The sequence below is a fragment of the Aeromonas allosaccharophila genome (genome assembly GCF_016026615.1).
Taxonomy (GTDB): domain Bacteria; phylum Pseudomonadota; class Gammaproteobacteria; order Enterobacterales; family Aeromonadaceae; genus Aeromonas; species Aeromonas allosaccharophila.
Genome location: NZ_CP065745.1, coordinates 4,240,436 through 4,257,721 on the forward strand (window position 1 = coordinate 4,240,436; position 17,286 = coordinate 4,257,721).

Here is a 17,286-nt window from a genome sequence, read left to right on the forward strand (position 1 = left end):
GGACTCGCACTCGCATCGAGGGGGTCAGCCGTTGTAGTTGCCGATACTGGGGCGACGGCTGGGGCCGCTCAGGTGGATATCCACCGGATTGAACGCCTTGATCGCCTCATAGCTGAAATCACCGATCGCCTGATGCAGGCTCTGGGGCGTGTGGTTGGTGATGATGATGACGCTCTTTGACAGGTTGCGACGGCGGCGCAGCAGGTGGCCGAGGAAGCTGGACTGACTCTCCGCCATCTTGGCGCGGTTGGCCGATACCTCATCGATGATCAGCAGATCCACCTCTTCCAGCGCACGGCGGTACTGGTTGCGCTCATCCTGATCGGGGATCACGTTGAAGAACAGGCGATCGACGATGGAGGCCCACTGCTGGAAGATCACCGACTTCTGGTGAAGGGCGATCAGCTCGTGTGCTACTGCGCCTGCCAGGGTCGATTTGCCGGTGCCGTAGTCGCCGTAAATCAGCATGCAACCGCCGCCACTCTTCTCCCAGTGCTCGAAGCCGCTGATAAAGTAGCGGGCCGTTTCGATGGGGTACTGGAGTGCGGGATCCGTGGCGTCCATCTTCTCGAACACCCAGTCGGGGTTGAGGTCGGCCTGGGCGATCAGCTTCTGGATCCGCTCCTGGCGGGCCGCCTTCTGCAGCTCGCGCACCTCGGCGTTGGCCTTGGCATCGTACTCCTTGCGCAGGGTCTCGTAGTCATACTGGCCGCCGCCGGTCTCTTGCTGCAGGCGACGAATGCGCTCCAGTAGACCTCCAACGTGCTGGCTCAGCTCGGGATCGTGAACGCGATGGTCCTGCTTGGCCTTGGCGATTCTCTTGCGCTTGGCTTCGATCTCTTCCAGCTCCTGGCGCAGGGGATCTTGCGGGTCAGTCATGGAATGCTCCTTCTGCTTGATCAGGGATGGGTAGACAGGGGGTTGATTTTGCCTGCAGGCGGGGGCCGCTATCAATCATTATCCGGCTCCTGCTGCGGCGCGGGTTCCTGCATTTGCTGTTGGGCCAGCCGTTTGGCCTCTTCAATCATCTGTTGGGCACGTTTGCTCGGGCCTGCCTCTGTCGGAGCGGGGGTCACCTGCTGGTAGCCCTGCACCTCCATCGGCTTGCGGCGGGTGTAGCGGCGGGTCTTGAGGGCGCGAATAAACTTGAGCATCCATTGATGCTGGGAGTCGAACACCTCGGGGCGCCCCAGCCAGTAGGCGATAAACTCCCCCAGATCCTCTTCGCTGTAGCTGGCATCGATCACCCCGCACAGGCGGGCGAGGGCGGGCAGCTCCTCATCCGGTCGCCACTGCAGATGCATCTGGAAGGGGCGCTCCGGCAGCGGGCTGCGCAGTTTCTGGGTCAGCAGCGGCAACTGGAACGGACACTGATGGTAGTGCTCACTCTCGGGCTGCGCCTCGACCTGCAGCAGGCCTGCCTCCATCAGTTCATCGAACAATTCGGTGAGCTGGCGGGCATTGACCTGAAACGAGAAGCCGCAGGGATCGCCCGGATCGACCACCGCCAGCGCCCGACCCAGCTCGGGATAGTTGAGCCGGGCCAGCTGATTTTCCAGCACCAGTCTGCGCAGCTGCAGGGTATAGAGACTGCGAGCCGGATGGGACAATCTGGGATGGGCAAGGGCGCTGTATTCGGCTGGGGTCATGGTCTTCTTCACGGGCTGGAGTGGGGGCATTATCCCTTATGGCGCAGGCTTGCACAATTCGCACGGCAGGTGGTGACCCGGTTAATCCTGACCCCCAGCCAAGAGGCCATGGTGCGGGGGGCGTTGACAACGGATTGGGTCAGGCTGATGGCGTCTGGATATCGCCTCATCAATACGCGTGATGAAATCGAAAGCCGGGTAAACGGTCTCTTTTTGACGCAGGAATCACTGCATTCCAGCCGATTTGGTCTAGTCTTATTACTTAAATAACCAATTGACTAATAAGGTTTTTATCAAGATGCCAAAAGCCGGGCTACGGATCCTGGTGGTGGAGGACGAAGCTGTTTTTCGCCACTCGTTAGTGAGTTACCTCGCACGGGACGGTGCAGCGGTGTTTCAGGCGGAGGATGGGATTGAGGGGATATCGGCGGCAGCGCTCTATCACCCCGATGTGGTGCTGTGCGATCTCAATATGCCCAATATGGATGGTCTCGAGGTGATCGCCTGCCTCTCCGCTCGCTATCCCCATATTCCGGTTATCGTCATTTCGGCCCAGAGCACCATGGAGGCGGTCGCCAGCGCGTTGCGCGCCGGTGCGCGGGACTACCTGCTCAAACCGTTGGAGGATTACGGGCTGGTCGAGCGCAGCATCGAACAGTGCCTCAACGGCAGCGCCAACCGGGCGCAGCAGCTTGAGCTGATGGATCATATCGACTATTTCAGTGCCCACGACAAGGCGGCCAGCCGCCTGCTGGCGGGGCTCAAGCCGCCGGGCTTGCAGGAGTGGGGCCCTTGGCAGGTTACGTTCAAGGGGCTCGGCCACCTCTTTATTCCCGATACCTTCAAGGTGGAGGACAAGCTGCTGGTGCTGGTGATGGAGCTGCCCATCATGGGAACGGATGCGGCATTTTGCGGAGCGCTGGTGCGATCCTTGATGAACGTCCCCTACCGCCAGTTTCAGCAAAACGAGAGCCGTTTGCTGAGCCAACCGCACCGGTTGCTCGACTACCTCAACCATCAGCTGATGGCATCCGGGCTTCGTCACTCTTTTGCCATGGCGGCGCTGCTGTTTGATCAGCACGATGGGCTGGTGTTTGCCAACGCCGGGCTCACCTCTCCCCACTGGTTGATGCGCTCCGGTGGCTTGCCCCTTGGTCTGATGCGCAGCAGCCATTACGCCCTGCACAAGCGCAGTTGGCATGAACCGTTTGCTTTGCAGTTTCGCAGCGACAGCGGCGGATCGCTGGATGTGCAGGTTCGCCATCACTGATGCCGCCTGACAACAGGCCAAAACAAACAGGGCGCCCATTGGGCGCCCTGTCTGTTTTTTTACAATCCTGACCGTTTAGACGGCGGCGGAGTGCAGTTTCTTCTCTTGAGCTTGCGGCTCTTTGGCCGGGCCTTCGGCACCATGCATCCAGTAAACCAGGCGGTTGGCCATGGTCAGCAGGATCAGGGCGCTCAGTAACGCAGCCAGGGCGATGCCACCGAAGATGGCGATCGGGCCCGCTTCACCCACGAAGGAGCCGATAAAGCCGGCAGCATAGTTGGCCAGGGCAACGAAGCCGAACCAGGCACCCATCATCAGGGAGGCCAGACGCAGCGGAGCCAGTTTGGTCACCATGGAGAGGCCGATCGGGGAGAGGCAGAGCTCGCCCAGGGTGTGGAACAGGTAAGCGCCAACCAGCCAGAACATGGAGGTCTTGACGGTCTGGTCACCACCTTGCTGCAGCACGGCACCGATCATGAACAGGAAGCCGACAGCCAGGAACAGCAGACCCATGGCGAACTTGACCGGAGAGTTCGGCTCTTTCTTGCCGAGCTTGATCCAGATGGCTGCCACGATCGGGGCCAGAGTGATAATGAAGAAGGGGTTCAGGGACTGGAACCAGGCAGTCGGCACTTCGAAGCTGCCGATCATGCGGTCGGTATACTCCTGGGTGTAGAGGTTCATCAGACCACCGGCCTGCTCGAAACCGGCCCAGAAGATGATGGTGAACAGACCCAGCACCAGGATGACCTTGATGCGATCCACTTCCTGCTTGGTCAGCGGTGCTTTCTGCTCGGTAGTACGCAGGGCTGCAGCACGCTGGGCGGCAGTGACACGACCGATGTTACCCAGGAAACGCTGGGCCATGGTGGCCTGGATCACCAGAGAGAGCAGCATACCGATACCGGCGCCGACGAAGGCAGCTTGCCAGCCGTAGGCGGTGGCGGCAGCACCACAGATCACACCTGCCAGCAGGGAACCCAGGTTGATGCCCATATAGAAGATGGTGAAGGCACCATCACGGCGGTGATCGCCCTCTTCATAGAGGTCACCCACCATGGTGGAGATGTTCGGTTTGAACAGGCCGTTACCCACGATCAGCAGCGCGAGGCCGGCGTAGAACATGGTGTTGACCATATCCGGGAACATGGCGTGGGGCAGTGCCAGGGTGAACTGACCTGCGGCCATCAGCACAGCACCGATCAGAATGGCGCGACGTTGACCCAGGAAGGTGTCAGCCAGCCAGCCGCCGATCAGCGGAGTGATATAAACCAGACCGGTATAGATACCGTAGAGTTTGAGGGCATCTGCCTGACTCCAGCCCAGACCGCCGTTGGCAGTCAGGTCAGTCAGATAGAGTACCAGCACGGCACGCATGCCGTAATAGGAGAATCTCTCCCACAGTTCAGTACTAAAGAGCAAAAAAAGCCCTTTAGGGTGACCTAAAAAGGTCCCTTTTGACGGGTTATTCATTGGAACTTCCACCTGTGTCTTATATTTTTTTGAGTTTTTTATGCAAGGGCGAGAAACACGCCTCAATCCTTATAGAGCATGCGTGAATAAATTACAACATTATGATTTGCTGAGAGTTTATTTATTATTGATTGATTTTTTGTTGCGCAAATGAAAAAGGAGCATCATTTGATGCTCCTTGAATACCTCTATAAAAAACAGATTTATCAGCGATTACAACTGCTTGACGAACTGCTTCAGCCAGCCGATGAATTCACCGTTCAGCTCCTGATGGCGCACGGCATATTCCACATTGGCTTTCATGTATCCAAGCTTGCTGCCGCAATCGTGGCTCTTGCCCTTCATGAAGTAGGCGTTGACCTGTTCCTGCTCCATCAGCATGGCGATGGCGTCGGTCAGCTGGATCTCGTCACCGGCACCGGCCGGGGTCTTCTCCAGCAGCGGCCAGATATTGGAGGAGAGGACGTAACGACCCACGACCGCCAGATTGGAGGGGGCTTCGTCACGGGGCGGCTTCTCGACAATAGCCTGCATCGGCAGGGACATCCCCTCGCTCAGCGCTTCACCCTTGATATCGGCGATGCCGTACTTGTCCACTTCGCTCTCGGGTACCGCTTCCACCATGATCTGGCTGATCTGGTTCTCTTCGAACATGTGCACCATCTCGGCCAGGTTGTCCTGCTTGAGGTTGCTGGCGACCTCGTCGATCAGTACATCCGGCAGCAGTACGGCGAAGGGGTTGTCACCGATCAGCGGACGGGCGCAGAGAACCGCGTGGCCCAGCCCTTTGGCCTCACCCTGGCGGACGTGCATGATGGTGACGTCTTTCGGGCAGATCAGTTGCACCTCTTCCAGCAGCTGACGCTTGACCCGTTTCTCGAGGGTCGCTTCCAGCTCGAAGCTCTTGTCGAAGTGGTTTTCGATGGAGTTTTTACTGGAGTGGGTGACCAGAATGATCTCCTTGATGCCAGCGGCGATGGCTTCGCGCACCACATACTGGATCAGCGGTTTGTCGACCACCGGCAGCATCTCTTTCGGGATGGCTTTGGTGGCTGGCAACATGCGGGTACCCAGACCGGCTACCGGGAGCACGGCCTTGCGAACGATCAGAGGGGTCTTTTTCATGGAAAACTATCCAGAGAGATGAAAGTGCGGCAATCATACTCCAAGAAAAATGGGGCAGCCACCGGCTGCCCCATTTGTATATGCAGGGCTCGGACGTTATTTGACGATGATCATGTCACGATTGGCTTCCAGCGTGGCCGGGCCAATGCCGTTGACATCCGCCAGCTGATCGACCGAGGTGAACTTTCCCTGTTTTTCCCGATAGTCGACGATGGCTTGTGCCTTCTTGTCGCCAATCCCTTTGAGGCTGGTGAGTTCGGCAAGGGTGGCGGTATTGATATTCAGTTTGCCGTCCTCCTTGGCGGCAGCGGCAGCGGCCGTGGTTGTTTGCTTGGGCGCTACCTTATCTGCGGCCAGCACGGGTTGGCTGAACAGGGGCAAGCAGGCCAGCAGCATGATTGCAGAGAGTTTCTTCATCAGCATTTCCATTCCTCCATGATGTTGGATTTTGCCGAGTGGCACATTGACGAATAGCGTATCGAACGGGTCTTTTTCACTGCAACTTCTGACAGGTCAAATTCTCATGCCGATGGTGGTGGATTTGCTATAAGCGCTCCGCCATGAATGCCTCCGTATAGCCAACCTTATGATCTGGAATGTATTTCAGATGCATCTTTGACTTGGTGAGCACACGTCCCCGAGACGCTCTGCTCAAACCGTTGTTGACGTGCCGGATGGCATTATTCTGCGCAAAACGGTGCGGATGGCATGTTTCACTGGTCTTCAAAAGAGAACTAATAAAAAAGGCTGCTCACCTGGGGTGAGCAGCCTTTGTGATCGGTTTTTTCAGGCTAGAGCTGATTAAGCTTGTTCGTCAGCCTGAGCAGCCTGGATACCGGTCAGGGCGATGGTGTAGACGATGTCGTCAACCAGGGCGCCACGGGACAGGTCATTGACCGGCTTGCGCATGCCTTGCAGCATCGGGCCGATGGAAACCAGGTCAGCGGAACGCTGTACCGCTTTGTAAGTGGTGTTACCGGTGTTCAGGTCAGGGAACACGAACACGGTGGCTTTACCGGCAACCGGTGAGTTCGGTGCCTTGGACTTGGCCACGTTCTCCATGATGGCCGCGTCGTACTGCAGCGGACCGTCGATGATGAGGTCGGGGCGCTTGGCCTTGGCCAGCTCGGTCGCTTCACGCACTTTCTCTACATCGGCACCGGCGCCAGAGGTACCGGTAGAGTAGGAGATCATGGCTACACGCGGCTCGATGCCGAACGCGGCGGCAGAGTCGGCGGACTGGATGGCGATCTCGGCCAGCTGCTCGGCAGTCGGATCCGGGTTGATCGCGCAGTCACCGTAGACCAGAACCTGGTCAGGCAGCAGCATGAAGAAGATGGAGGAGATCAGGGAAGAGCCCGGAGCGGTCTTGATGATCTGCATCGGCGGACGGATGGTGTTGGCAGTGGTGTGCACCGCGCCGGATACCAGGCCGTCAACTTCATTGCGCTCCAGCATCATGGTACCCAGTACCACGTTGTCTTCCAGCTGTTCGCGGGCAACCACTTCGGTCATGCCCTTGTTCTTGCGCAGTTCGACCAGACGCGGCACATAGCGCTCGCGTACCACAACCGGATCGATGATCTCGACGCGATCGGTCAGTACCACACCCTGCTGCTCGGCGACACGGCGGATCTCTTCCGGGTTGCCCAGCAGCACCGGACGGGCGATGCCACGCTCGGCACAGATGGCGGCAGCCTTGATGGTGCGCGGCTCATCGCCTTCCGGCAGCACGACACGCTTGTTGGCATGGCGGGCCAGTTCGGTCAGCTGATAACGGAATGCCGGCGGGCTCAGACGGCGGGAACGGGTAGAGCTGACAGTCAGCGACTCGATCCAGTGCTTGTCGATGTGGCCAGCCACATAGTCCTGCACCAGTTCGATACGCTCACGGTCATCTTCCGGAATATCGACGTTGAAGTTCTGCAGGCTGACGGCGGTCTGCCAGGTGTTGGTACCGGTGATCATGATCGGCAGGCCGGTAGCCATCGCCTGTTGGCACAGGGCCATCACTTGCGGTTCCGGATGGTAGTTACCGGTCAGCAGCAGCGCGCCCAGCTTGACGCCGTTCATGGCGGCCAGGCAGGCGGAGACGATGACGTCGGAACGGTCGCCAGAGGTCACCAGCAGGCTGCCCGGACGGAAGTGCTCGATCATGTTGTGGATAGAGCGGGCACAGAAGGTCACGGTCTGCAGGCGACGGCTGTCCAGCTCGCCCTTGTTCAGGATCTTGGCGGCCAGATGCTTGGCGAGATCCTTGGCGCGCGGGGCGATCAGCTGGGTGTTCCACGGGATGCAGCCCAGGATGCGCAGCGGGCTCTTGCCGAACACTTGCAGCACTTCCAGGTTGTGGGCGGCGTCAGACGCATGGTGATGCGCCTCGAACATCTCGGTCAGATCAGGGCGGGTTACGCCGTGCTCGTCAACCGGTGCACCCACCTTGTTGATCACGCAACCTACGATACGGGGGTTGTTGACACCACCGAAGTTGGAGCAGGCCAGCTCGATGCGCTCTTTCAGCTTCTGGCTGGAGTCATGGCCCGGGTGGGTCACGAATACCATGTCAGCGTCCAGCGCCTTGGCAACGTCGTAGTTCAGCTTGTTGGCAAAGGGCTGCTTGTCGGTCGGCACCATACCTTCGACAACCAGCACTTCGGCACCGCTGGTTTTCACGTGCTCTTCGAAGCGGGCCACGATCTCTTCCAGCAGGATGTCGGTGTTGCTGGCGCTGATCATGTTCTCGGCGTAGGAGAGGGCGAACGGCTCGGGCGGATTGATGTTGGCAGCAGCGCGGATAACGGCGGTAGAGCGCTCGGTACCGGTTTCACCCGGACGCGGCTGGGCAACCGGTTTGAAGAAGCTGACATTGACACCGTGACGTTCCATAGCGCGAACAACGCCAAGACTCACGGAAGTTACGCCGACACCAGTGCCGACCGGGATAAGCATAATAGTGCGTGCCACTTTATACCCCTTGTTCATTTTTTGGGATCAGGAAAAGGCCGCCCTGGTGGGCGGCCTCGAGGTTACTGCGTCAATTAAGCGCCGACCAGTTCCAGCGCGTCGTGGGCAATCACCCACTCTTCATTGGTCGGGATTACCAGGGCCTTGGTAGAACCGGCCTTGGTGATCTCGCCGCCCTTGCCAAAACGAGCCTTCAGGTTGGCGTCGTGATCGACGTCAAAGCCCAGCAGACCCAGCTTGTTCAGGGTGATTTCACGGATAGGTGCGGAGTTTTCACCGATACCACCGGTGAAGACGACGGCGTCCAGACGACCATCCATGGCGGCGGCGTAGGCACCGATGTACTTGGCCAGGCGGTAGCAGTAAACGTCCATGGCACGCTTGGCTTCTTCTTTGCTGTCGTAGTTGTCTTCAACGAAACGGCAGTCGGAGGTCACTTCGGTCAGACCCAGCAGGCCGGACTCTTTGGTCAGCATGGTGTTGATATCGGCAACGCTCATGCCCAGCTTGTCGTGCAGGAAGAAGATGATGGCCGGGTCCAGATCGCCGGAGCGGGTACCCATGACCAGGCCTTCCAGCGGGGTCAGACCCATGGAAGTATCGACAGACTTGCCGTTCTTGATGGCGCAGACGGAACCGCCGTTGCCCAGGTGGCAGTTGATGATGTTCAGCTCTTCAACCGGCTTGTTCAGCTGCTTGGCAGCTTCCAGGCTGATGTAGTAGTGGCTGGTGCCGTGGGCGCCGTAGCGACGGATGCCGTTCTCTTTGTAGAGCTTGTACGGCAGGGCGTACAGGAAGGCTTCTTCCGGCATGGACTGGTGGAACGCGGTATCGAATACGGCCACGTTCTTGTCTGCCAGCGCCGGGAATACGCGGCGCGCTTCACGGATACCGATCAGGTGAGCCGGGTTGTGCAGCGGAGCGTACGGAACAGCGGCTTCGATACCGGCAATCACGTCTTCGCAGATGACAACGGAAGAGGTGAAGCGCTCGCCACCGTGAACAACACGGTGACCGATGGCGATCAGGTTCTTGGCCAGTTCCGGATTGAGCGGCAGGATCTTGTTGACGATGAAGTCCAGTGCTTCCTGGTGAGCGGCACCCGCGCCCAGATCGGCACTGCCTTTCTCGCCATGCAGTTTCCACTTGATGCGGGCGTCGTCGAGGTTGAAGCACTCGGCCAGGCCGGACAGCAGGTCATCACCGGTGGTTGCGTCAATGACAGCAAACTTCAGGGAAGAGCTGCCACAGTTAAGAACAAGAACCAGCTTACTCATGAATAAATCCTATCGCAGATTGGGTTGTGTAGGCGGATGCGTTGGACGCGGTGCGGCCAAAAAATTTCAACTTATCCTTATGAGGGTTGGCAATCTGTTGCTTGCCCCTTGTATAGTGATACAAGACCCGAAATCCAGACGTCCCTGACAGGTCAATAGCAAGACGCTTTTGACGCAAAAATGGGCGTACAAAGGATAACCCGATTGTTGAAAAATAACAAAGTCATCCTCAACCTTTGTTACTTTGCATCAAATTTTGTCGAGGTTTTGCCGTTAGTACGTTCAAAAAGCGCTCGGAGGTAGTATGAGCATGAACATTTTTGGAACTAAGTTACAGCAAGGGCGCCATTATATGACGCTTTGGCCGCGCCGTCCCGAGCTCAATTCGATGTTTCCTGAAAATCGGGTGATCAAGGCGACCGAGTTCGCTCTCAAGGTAATCCCCGCGCTGGCGGTGCTGAGCGTGATGCTGCAGTTCCAGTTTGGCGAGCTGCACTACTGGCCCTCCGTCATCACTTCCGTGCTGTTTCTGCTCAGTTTGCCGCTGCAGGGCTACTACTGGCTCGGCCAGCGTGCCGACACCCGTTTGCCCCCTTCGCTGGCGAGCTGGTATCGGGAGATCAACGGCAAGATGAACGAGCAGGGGGGCCGTCGTCAGCTGGTGTCACAGCCGCGCTATGAAGAGCTGGCAGATACCCTCAAGGCCGCCTTCCAGCAGCTCGATAAATCCTTTCTCTACGAATAATCCGCTTCAGATGCAAAAAGGCGCCAGTGGCGCCTTTTTTGTTGCGGTCGATGTGCGGATCAGGCCGCCAGCACCTTGCGGATCTCCTGGATGGAGAGCTTGTACTGACGCGGGCACTGGCGCCATACAGTCAGCATCCGCTGGTATTTGTCGCGCATGGCGATGTCGCTGGAGAGTTCGTCGCACGGGCACTTGAGCTCGGGGAAGCGCTTGTCCACTTCCAGCAGGAAGCAGACGTAGTCAGCCAGCTCCCGCTCCTGACTGCGGCTGTAGCCGTTGAACTCCAGCCGGCTGGCGTTGATCTCGCCCTGATCGGTTGCATCCAGATTGCCCCATGAGATGGCCAGTGCGTGGTGCAGCTCCAGGGTGTCGATCACCTCCTGGCAGGTCGCCAGATCCAGATGGCCAAAGCTCTTCTCCAGCTCGAGGATCTGCAGGCAGTAGCCGCGCTCGATGATGGTGCTGGCGCGCTGGTAGATGTCCGCCTTCTCCGGGTTGAGTTTCGCCAGAATTTCGTACTGGTTGCTCAGGATCAAACGCTCAGTGTTGCTCATGTTCATGGGATATCTCGCTGGAAGATGATTCTGGGGTCACGTTAACCCATATATAAAATGAATTTTTTGATCTGGGCGGGGGAGTTGGTGAGAAAAATCCGTTGGCAAGGGGCTACTGACCAGACAAAAAAGGCCTGCGTGGCATAATGCCGATCAGTTAAGGATCCATTGACCGATCCTCCTGATGTGTAAAAATCCGAAACCTGTTGATTGGTTTCGGATTTTTTATGCGTATCGTACAGGCTCTCGACTTCCTCCACGCCAGCAATCCCGCTCAGTTTGAGTCACTCTCCGACCTCATTTCCCCCGAGCTCATCACAACTCTGCTCGCCGAAGAGGATGTCGTGACCCTGCGCCGTCGCCGCATGCCCATGGAGCGCCTGGTCTGGGCCATCATCGGCATGGCCATGTTCCGCCATGTCCCCATGACCCAGCTGGTCAATCAGCTCGATATCCTGTTGCCCGGTGACCGTCCCTTTGTTGCCCCCAGCGCCTTCCTGCAAGCCCGCCAAAAGCTCGGGGACAAGAGCATCGAGCGGTTGTTTCACGAGACAGCCTCGCTCTGGCACCAGCAGGCCAATCACCCCGGCTGGGCCGGGCTGCAACTGCTCGCCGTCGATGGCGTGATGTGGCGCACGCCCGATACCCTGGACAATACCGCCGCGTTTGCCAAGCCCGGCACCCAGCATGGCGAGACAGCCTATCCGCAGGTACGCATGCTCTGCCAGATGGAGCTGACCAGTCACCTGCTTGTTCAGGCTGTCATGGAGAGCTGCGCCGTCAACGAGATGGTGCTGGCCGAACAGCTTGTCGCGCGCACGCCGGACCACTCGCTGACCCTGTTCGACAAGGGGTTTTACTCCCTCGGTCTGCTACATGCCTGGCAAACTGCGGGTAGCGAGCGGCACTGGCTGCTGCCGCTCAAAAAGGGCACGCAATACGAGGTGGTACGCAAGCTGGGGCGCCAGGATGTGCTGGTGCGCCTGACGACCAGTCCACAGGCACGCAAGAAGTGGCCACAACTGCCGGATACGGTGGAAGCCCGCTTGCTGACTCGCAACATCAACGGCAAGGAGCGCCAAGTGTTAACCTCGATGGTCGACCCGATGCGCTTCCCGGGGACTGACATCGCTGAACTCTACAGCCATCGCTGGGAAATCGAGTTGGGCTATCGGGAGATGAAGCACAGCCTGCAACAACATCGACTGACCCTGCGTAGCAAGAAGGCGACGGGGATACGGCAAGAGCTGTGGGGCGTGCTGCTGGCGTACAACCTGCTGCGCAGCCAGATGGTGAAGATGACGGCGAGCCTGAAGGGATACACGGCGAGCCAGCTGAGTTTTCACATGGCGTCGATCTATCTTATCCATGAACTGAGCTGCATGCCCTACCTGTCAGCGGGGACTATCCCGAAGCGGGTAGCTGACCTGGAGAAACAGGCGGGGCAGTTTGTGCTGCCGGCACGAAGGGAGCGAAGTTACCCCCGCTGCGTGAAGCCAAGGCCACAGAGGTATAGTGTGAAAAAAGCCAATAAAAACAATGCCAGTCAGGCTTAACTGACTGGCATTACCTGCGTGGCAGGCCTGTCAATCACGCAGGGGAGGGTTATCCCTTGAGGAAATCCAGCACTACCTGATGGTGATCGCTGGTTTTGAACTTGTCGAAGTGATGGGCAATCTTGCCCTCTTCGTCGATCAGGAAGCTCTGGCGGTGAATGCCGTCATACTCCTTGCCCATGAACTTCTTCGGGCCCCAGACGCCAAAGGCATCGGCGACGGCGTAGTCTTCATCGGCCAGCAGGGTAAAGTTGAGTTGGTCCCGCTCTTCGAACTTCTTTAGCCGTTTGGCCGGATCTGGGCTGATGCCAAGTACCACCACATTGAGGGCGGCCAGCTCGGCGTTCACATCGCGCAGGCTGCAGGCCTGGGTGGTGCAGCCGGGGGTCATCGCCTTGGGATAGAAGTAGACCAGCACTTTTTTGCCGCGCAGGTCAGCGAGGCTGACCTGATTGCCATTCTGATCGGACAGGGAGAAATCGGGGGCGGGGTTGCCAGCTTGTAGTGGTTGCATGGGGTCTCCTCGGGTAAAACGCCCTCAGGCGTGTTTGCGATTGACGATAAACTCGAACGATTCGGCACCCAGTTGACGACAGAATTCGGCGAAGGCGGTTTGCGAACCTTCCACTTCACCCTCTCTGGCCAGATTGAGCTGAAAACTGATCTTCAGCAGGTTGAACGGCTGCTGCTCCAGGGTCATGGATTGCATCGCCTGGATGTTCCAGCCATGTTCGCTGAAGAACTGGGTGCACTGGCTTACGATGCCGGGCTCGTCGCGGATCAACAGGTCGGCACTGGCGCGGACGTCATACTGCAGGGACTGGTGGCGTTCGGTGCGTTTCATCATGGTGATGAGATCCCACTCCTGACTACGCAGGGGCAGGCTGATTTCGAGTTGCATCAAGCTGTTCCAGTCGCCCGAGAGCAGCATGATAAAGGTAAATTCATTGCCGAAGATGCCAAGGCGGCTGTCCACAATGTTGCAACCACAGCCACTGACGTGGCGGGTCACTTCATTGACGATGCCAGGCCTGTCCGTGCCGATGGCCGTTACGACCAGGTAGTGAGTCATAAATCTTCTCTCGTCCGTTATTTCGTTGCGAAAGCCGCAGTAGCAAGCCAACCCTCCGGCCCTGATGACCACTCCCTGAGGGGCGCTGCCGACTTTCGTCCATTGCTTTTTGTGCCGGATGGTATCACGGCTTGCCCCCTCTCTCCCTTGTTTTTCAAAGGGGGCAGCTTTACCATTACGCCCCTGAAAATCGGGAGAAAAGTCCATGTTACGCGGTAGTATTGTTGCGCTCGTTACCCCCATGCTGGCTTCAGGTGAAGTCGATTGGGCCAGTCTGGCCAAGCTGGTCGACTATCATGTCAGCGCCGGGACCAGCGCCATTGTTGCGGTGGGTACCACGGGGGAATCGGTGACCCTGAGCGAGCAGGAGCATATCGCCGTCGTTGAAAAGACCGTTGAGTATGCTGCCGGACGCATTCCCGTCATCGCCGGTTGCGGCTCCAACAATACCGCCCATGCCATTGAATTGACCAGACGACTGGCCAAAACCGGCGTGGTAGCGGGCCTCTCGGTGACCCCTTATTACAACAAACCCACCCAGGAAGGTCTCTATCGTCACTATTGTGCGATCGCCGAGGCTAGTGGTCTGCCCCAAATTCTTTATAATGTGCCCGGTCGAACCTGCTGCGATCTCAAACCGGAGACCGTGGCCCGTCTGGCCAAGGTTCCCGGCATTATCGGTTTGAAAGAGGCAACCGGTGATTTGAGCCGCACTCCGCAGCTGCGCGAACTGTGCGGGCCGGAGTTTGCTCTCTACAGTGGCGATGATGCCACTGGTTGTGATTTTATGCTGCAAGGTGGCGATGGCGTGATTTCTGTCACCACCAATATTGCAGCGGCCCAGATGGCCGACATGTGTCGTGCTGCGCTGGCCGGTGATGCCGGGCGGGCGCATGATATCAACAATCTTTTGATGCCGTTGCACAAGACTCTGTTCTGTGAACCGAGCCCTACCCCGGTGAAATGGGCCTGTGCCCAACTGGGGTTGATTGCAACAGCCACCTTGCGCCTGCCGCTGGTTGACCTCACCCCCGAGGGCGAGCAGCTGATGGCGCGAGCACTGACCACAGCGGAGTTGATGGCGAGTGTTTAAATCTAATGGAAAGGGAAATAGAGCCCGTCTGGTGCTGAGCGTTGCGACCCTGGCCGTCTTGGCCGGTTGCAGCACCCCCCAGGATCGCAAAATGGCCAACCGCGACTTCGATTATGAAGATGCCCGCCTCGAGGGCCGCGCATTCTTGATCCCCGCAGGATTGAGCGCCCCCACCTTCAACAGCCAGTATGATATCCCGCCGCTGCCCGAGAGCAGCCGTGAAGGTGCCCTCGGCGCCCAGATCGACGTGCGCCCGCCCGCCCAGCTGCTGACCGTGGTACCGGGCAGTCAGGTGGTGCAGGCCGCAGCCGAACCGACCGTTGCCTTCTATGCCCTGAGCACCAGCCAGAGCGTGGAGCGCGATACCTGGTCGTTCCTGATGAACTTCCTGGCCAAACACAAGGTCACCACCGAGAAGCTGGATCAGCAGGATGGCGTATTGCAGACCGGCTGGTTTGATAACACGGTCGCCCTCGATGGCTGGGGTGAAGATGACGAAGACTTCAAAATCCGTCAGCGTTACCAGTTCACCGTGCGCAACGATGCCCAGCGCCACGCCGTCAACATGTCGGTCCGGGTACTGGATCACGAAGAGACCATCGACGGCGAGACCAGCAACAAGCTGACCCCTGCCGATGCCCAGCGCTATGCCGCGCGGGTGCTGAACCAGTTCTCTCTCTATTACGACAGCCAGCTGAAAGCCCGCGAGCAGCACAAGTTCAACGATGGTATGGGCCTGCAGCTGGGTCTGGACAACAACGAGCTGAGCGCCTGGATTGCCGAAGGCTCCTTTGATCAGGTGTGGCGTCGCCTCAACCAGGTACTGCCCGCTTACGGTTTCATCATCAAGGACACCCAGCAGTCACTGGGCTGGATCGACGTCGAGTACGAAGAGCCGGGTGCCGAGTTCTGGAAGGCGAAAGGGAGCGAGCCGTTCAAACTGGAGGAGGAGAAATACCGCTTCCAGCTTGGAGAAATGGCGGGAGGCAAGACCTCCATCACCCTGTTCGACAAGGACAAGAAGCCGGTATCGTCCGGGGTTATCTCCCAGATGTATATCAGCCTGTCCGAGGCGTTCGCCAAGGGGCTGGCCGATCAGGCAGCAGCAAAAGCAGAATAAATACAGGGGCCTTGTGCCCCTGTTTTGTTATCAGAATTCCCCTGAATACGAGGGGGGATTGTGACCGGTTTTCGATGATGCGAGCCCCCTTGCCAGCCCGTTGCAAACACAACATGCAGGTGAGGGACTCGCGATGTTTACCCCCCACAAACAGGAAGTGTTATTAGCCATGAGTCTTGCAGATCAAGTATTGGCGGTGAATGACGATTTGCCGATCCGTACCGATAAACCTGTCCATTCCGGCAAAGTGCGCAGCGTCTACTGGTTGACCCCCGAAGACAGTGCCCGGCTCATAAAAGAGAAAGGCTATGATGTGCCGGCCGATGCGCCCCTCGCCCTCATGGTGATCAGCGATCGCATCTCGGCCTTCGATTGCATCTGGCAAGGTGTGGATGGCCTGAACGGCGTACCGGGCAAAGGGGCTGCGCTCAACGCCATCTCCAGCCACTGGTTCAAGCTGTTCAAGGAGAAGGGACTGGCTGACAGCCACATTCTGGATATTCCGCACCCCTTCGTCTGGATCGTGCAAAAAGCCCGTCCGGTGATGATCGAGGCGATTGCCCGCCAGTACATCACCGGCTCCATGTGGCGTGCCTACAAGGATGGCGAGCGCGAGTTCTGCGGTATCACCCTGCCAGAAGGGCTGAAAAAAGATCAGAAGCTGCCGGAGATCCTCATCACCCCGTCCACCAAGGGCGTGCTGAAAGGGCTGGATGGCGTGCCGGAAGCCGATGACGTCAACGTCTCCCGTGCCGATATCGAGCGCCACTATAAAGGCTTCAACTTCAGCAAACCGGCCGACATCGACCGCTACGAAGTGCTGCTCAAAGAGGGCTTCAACGTCATTAGCGACGCGCTGGCCGCGCTGGATCAGATCTTCGTCGATACCAAGTTCGAGTTTGGTTACGTCCACGATGCGGCGGGCAACGAAAAGCTCATCTACATGGATGAAGTGGGTACCCCCGACAGCTCCCGTATCTGGGATGGCGCGGCCCTGCGCGATGGTCAGATTGTCGAGAAGTCCAAAGAGGGTTTCCGTCAGTGGCTGCTCAACCATTTCCCGGATCCGGACATCCTGCTCAACAAGAACCGCATGCCGGAACGTTTCGCCCTGGCTCGCGACAACAAGCTGCCGACCGAAGTGATGATGGATATCTCCAACACCTACGTCGGGATCGCCGAGAAGATCATCGGCCACAAGCTGGAGCGTTCTGCCAATCCCAAGCAGGAGATCATCGAGGTGCTGCGCGAGCAGTACGGTCTGATCGATTAAGGGTTGCCCTCTTTTTTTGTCGCCAATAAACAAACGTTTGCTGGTGGCGAAGGAGATAGGCAGAGAAACAGACGGGCCCCGCAGCGGGGCCCGTTTTTATTGCTGGTCTGGCGGC

Annotated in this window: 16 protein-coding genes; 6 read left to right on the forward strand and 10 right to left on the reverse strand. The window is 58.2% G+C overall.

Annotated elements, in window-relative coordinates:
• Nucleotides 1-24 precede the first annotated feature (24 nt).
• Together I6G90_RS19495 and I6G90_RS19500 are read right to left on the reverse strand one after the other, a co-directional pair.
• Entirely contained in the window at nt 25-879 is an 855-nt protein-coding gene (locus tag I6G90_RS19495; protein WP_042059872.1) for a DnaA ATPase domain-containing protein, read from the reverse strand.
• Between the two features lie 71 nt (nt 880-950).
• Nucleotides 951-1,649 (reverse strand): DnaT-like ssDNA-binding domain-containing protein, encoded by a 699-nt coding sequence (locus tag I6G90_RS19500; protein WP_197928815.1) that lies wholly within the window; start codon nt 1,647-1,649, stop codon nt 951-953.
• Between the two features lie 298 nt (nt 1,650-1,947).
• On the opposite strand from I6G90_RS19500, the gene I6G90_RS19505 reads away from it, so the two are divergent.
• The gene (locus I6G90_RS19505; protein ID WP_197928817.1) at nt 1,948-2,919 is read left to right on the forward strand and encodes a response regulator; all 972 of its coding nucleotides are present in this window, start codon (nt 1,948-1,950) and stop codon (nt 2,917-2,919) included.
• A gap of 75 nt (nt 2,920-2,994) precedes the next feature.
• Here the strand turns inward: I6G90_RS19505 and I6G90_RS19510 are convergent, their stop codons facing one another.
• The 5 genes from I6G90_RS19510 to I6G90_RS19530 all read right to left on the reverse strand — a co-directional run bounded on the left by I6G90_RS19510 (nt 2,995) and on the right by I6G90_RS19530 (nt 9,758).
• Nucleotides 2,995-4,392 (reverse strand): peptide MFS transporter, encoded by a 1,398-nt coding sequence (locus I6G90_RS19510; protein ID WP_058053047.1) that lies wholly within the window; start codon nt 4,390-4,392, stop codon nt 2,995-2,997.
• Nucleotides 4,393-4,605: 213 nt separating this feature from the next.
• A complete protein-coding gene (gene galU, locus I6G90_RS19515; protein ID WP_197928819.1) occupies nt 4,606-5,517 on the reverse strand; it encodes a UTP--glucose-1-phosphate uridylyltransferase GalU in 912 nt (303 codons plus the stop codon).
• Nucleotides 5,518-5,613: 96 nt separating this feature from the next.
• Nucleotides 5,614-5,940 carry a ComEA family DNA-binding protein gene (locus tag I6G90_RS19520; protein ID WP_197928821.1) on the reverse strand — a complete coding sequence of 109 codons (327 nt, stop codon included), beginning with the start codon at nt 5,938-5,940 and terminating at the stop codon, nt 5,614-5,616.
• Nucleotides 5,941-6,318: 378 nt separating this feature from the next.
• Nucleotides 6,319-8,499, reverse strand: a complete 2,181-nt coding sequence (gene pta / locus I6G90_RS19525) for a phosphate acetyltransferase (RefSeq protein ID WP_042059882.1) — start codon at nt 8,497-8,499, stop codon at nt 6,319-6,321.
• Nucleotides 8,500-8,555: 56 nt separating this feature from the next.
• Nucleotides 8,556-9,758, reverse strand: a complete 1,203-nt coding sequence (locus tag I6G90_RS19530; RefSeq protein WP_042059883.1) for an acetate kinase — start codon at nt 9,756-9,758, stop codon at nt 8,556-8,558.
• 304 nt (nt 9,759-10,062) lie between these two features.
• Between I6G90_RS19530 and yfbV the strand changes: the two genes are divergently transcribed.
• Complete coding sequence (gene yfbV / locus I6G90_RS19535; RefSeq protein ID WP_005339116.1) at nt 10,063-10,503, forward strand: terminus macrodomain insulation protein YfbV; 441 nt, start codon at nt 10,063-10,065, stop codon at nt 10,501-10,503.
• Between the two features lie 59 nt (nt 10,504-10,562).
• Here yfbV and I6G90_RS19540 read toward each other — a convergent pair whose 3' ends face one another.
• Complete coding sequence (locus I6G90_RS19540; protein WP_197928823.1) at nt 10,563-11,063, reverse strand: YfbU family protein; 501 nt, start codon at nt 11,061-11,063, stop codon at nt 10,563-10,565.
• Nucleotides 11,064-11,284: 221 nt separating this feature from the next.
• Here I6G90_RS19540 and I6G90_RS19545 point away from each other — a divergent pair, with 221 nt between their 5' ends.
• Nucleotides 11,285-12,613: an IS4 family transposase gene (locus I6G90_RS19545; RefSeq protein ID WP_197928825.1), complete on the forward strand. Its 1,329-nt coding sequence runs from the start codon at nt 11,285-11,287 to the stop codon at nt 12,611-12,613.
• Nucleotides 12,614-12,662: 49 nt separating this feature from the next.
• On the opposite strand, the gene bcp is transcribed toward I6G90_RS19545, so the two are convergent.
• Both bcp and I6G90_RS19555 read right to left on the reverse strand, forming a co-directional pair.
• Nucleotides 12,663-13,127 carry a thioredoxin-dependent thiol peroxidase gene (gene bcp, locus I6G90_RS19550; RefSeq protein ID WP_197928827.1) on the reverse strand — a complete coding sequence of 155 codons (465 nt, stop codon included), beginning with the start codon at nt 13,125-13,127 and terminating at the stop codon, nt 12,663-12,665.
• 24 nt (nt 13,128-13,151) lie between these two features.
• The gene (locus I6G90_RS19555; RefSeq protein WP_005341119.1) at nt 13,152-13,685 is read right to left on the reverse strand and encodes a glycine cleavage system protein R; all 534 of its coding nucleotides are present in this window, start codon (nt 13,683-13,685) and stop codon (nt 13,152-13,154) included.
• Nucleotides 13,686-13,890: 205 nt separating this feature from the next.
• Here I6G90_RS19555 and dapA point away from each other — a divergent pair, with 205 nt between their 5' ends.
• The 3 genes from dapA (at nt 13,891) to I6G90_RS19570 (ending at nt 17,171) form a co-directional block, all read left to right on the forward strand.
• Entirely contained in the window at nt 13,891-14,778 is an 888-nt protein-coding gene (gene dapA / locus I6G90_RS19560; protein ID WP_139405701.1) for a 4-hydroxy-tetrahydrodipicolinate synthase, read from the forward strand.
• Nucleotides 14,771-15,898: an outer membrane protein assembly factor BamC gene (gene bamC, locus I6G90_RS19565; protein WP_042059891.1), complete on the forward strand. Its 1,128-nt coding sequence runs from the start codon at nt 14,771-14,773 to the stop codon at nt 15,896-15,898. Before dapA ends, bamC begins: the two co-directional genes overlap by 8 nt.
• A gap of 169 nt (nt 15,899-16,067) precedes the next feature.
• Nucleotides 16,068-17,171 carry a phosphoribosylaminoimidazolesuccinocarboxamide synthase gene (locus tag I6G90_RS19570; RefSeq protein WP_075113691.1) on the forward strand — a complete coding sequence of 368 codons (1,104 nt, stop codon included), beginning with the start codon at nt 16,068-16,070 and terminating at the stop codon, nt 17,169-17,171.
• Nucleotides 17,172-17,286 lie beyond the last annotated feature (115 nt).

Excerpts from the sequence above, each read along its gene's own strand:
- pta (WP_042059882.1), bottom strand. The coding sequence starts at position 8,499 with ATGAACAAGGGGTATAAAGTGGCACGCACTATTATGCTTATCCCGGTC.
- galU (WP_197928819.1), bottom strand. The coding sequence starts at position 5,517 with ATGAAAAAGACCCCTCTGATCGTTCGCAAGGCCGTGCTCCCGGTAGCC.
- I6G90_RS19500 (WP_197928815.1), bottom strand. The coding sequence starts at position 1,649 with ATGACCCCAGCCGAATACAGCGCCCTTGCCCATCCCAGATTGTCCCAT.
- I6G90_RS19505 (WP_197928817.1), top strand. The coding sequence starts at position 1,948 with ATGCCAAAAGCCGGGCTACGGATCCTGGTGGTGGAGGACGAAGCTGTT.
- bcp (WP_197928827.1), bottom strand. The coding sequence starts at position 13,127 with ATGCAACCACTACAAGCTGGCAACCCCGCCCCCGATTTCTCCCTGTCC.
- I6G90_RS19495 (WP_042059872.1), bottom strand. The coding sequence starts at position 879 with ATGACTGACCCGCAAGATCCCCTGCGCCAGGAGCTGGAAGAGATCGAA.
- I6G90_RS19530 (WP_042059883.1), bottom strand. The coding sequence starts at position 9,758 with ATGAGTAAGCTGGTTCTTGTTCTTAACTGTGGCAGCTCTTCCCTGAAG.
- I6G90_RS19520 (WP_197928821.1), bottom strand. The coding sequence starts at position 5,940 with ATGCTGATGAAGAAACTCTCTGCAATCATGCTGCTGGCCTGCTTGCCC.
- I6G90_RS19540 (WP_197928823.1), bottom strand. The coding sequence starts at position 11,063 with ATGAACATGAGCAACACTGAGCGTTTGATCCTGAGCAACCAGTACGAA.
- I6G90_RS19555 (WP_005341119.1), bottom strand. The coding sequence starts at position 13,685 with ATGACTCACTACCTGGTCGTAACGGCCATCGGCACGGACAGGCCTGGC.
- yfbV (WP_005339116.1), top strand. The coding sequence starts at position 10,063 with ATGAGCATGAACATTTTTGGAACTAAGTTACAGCAAGGGCGCCATTAT.
- I6G90_RS19545 (WP_197928825.1), top strand. The coding sequence starts at position 11,285 with ATGCGTATCGTACAGGCTCTCGACTTCCTCCACGCCAGCAATCCCGCT.
- I6G90_RS19510 (WP_058053047.1), bottom strand. The coding sequence starts at position 4,392 with ATGAATAACCCGTCAAAAGGGACCTTTTTAGGTCACCCTAAAGGGCTT.
- I6G90_RS19570 (WP_075113691.1), top strand. The coding sequence starts at position 16,068 with ATGAGTCTTGCAGATCAAGTATTGGCGGTGAATGACGATTTGCCGATC.
- dapA (WP_139405701.1), top strand. The coding sequence starts at position 13,891 with ATGTTACGCGGTAGTATTGTTGCGCTCGTTACCCCCATGCTGGCTTCA.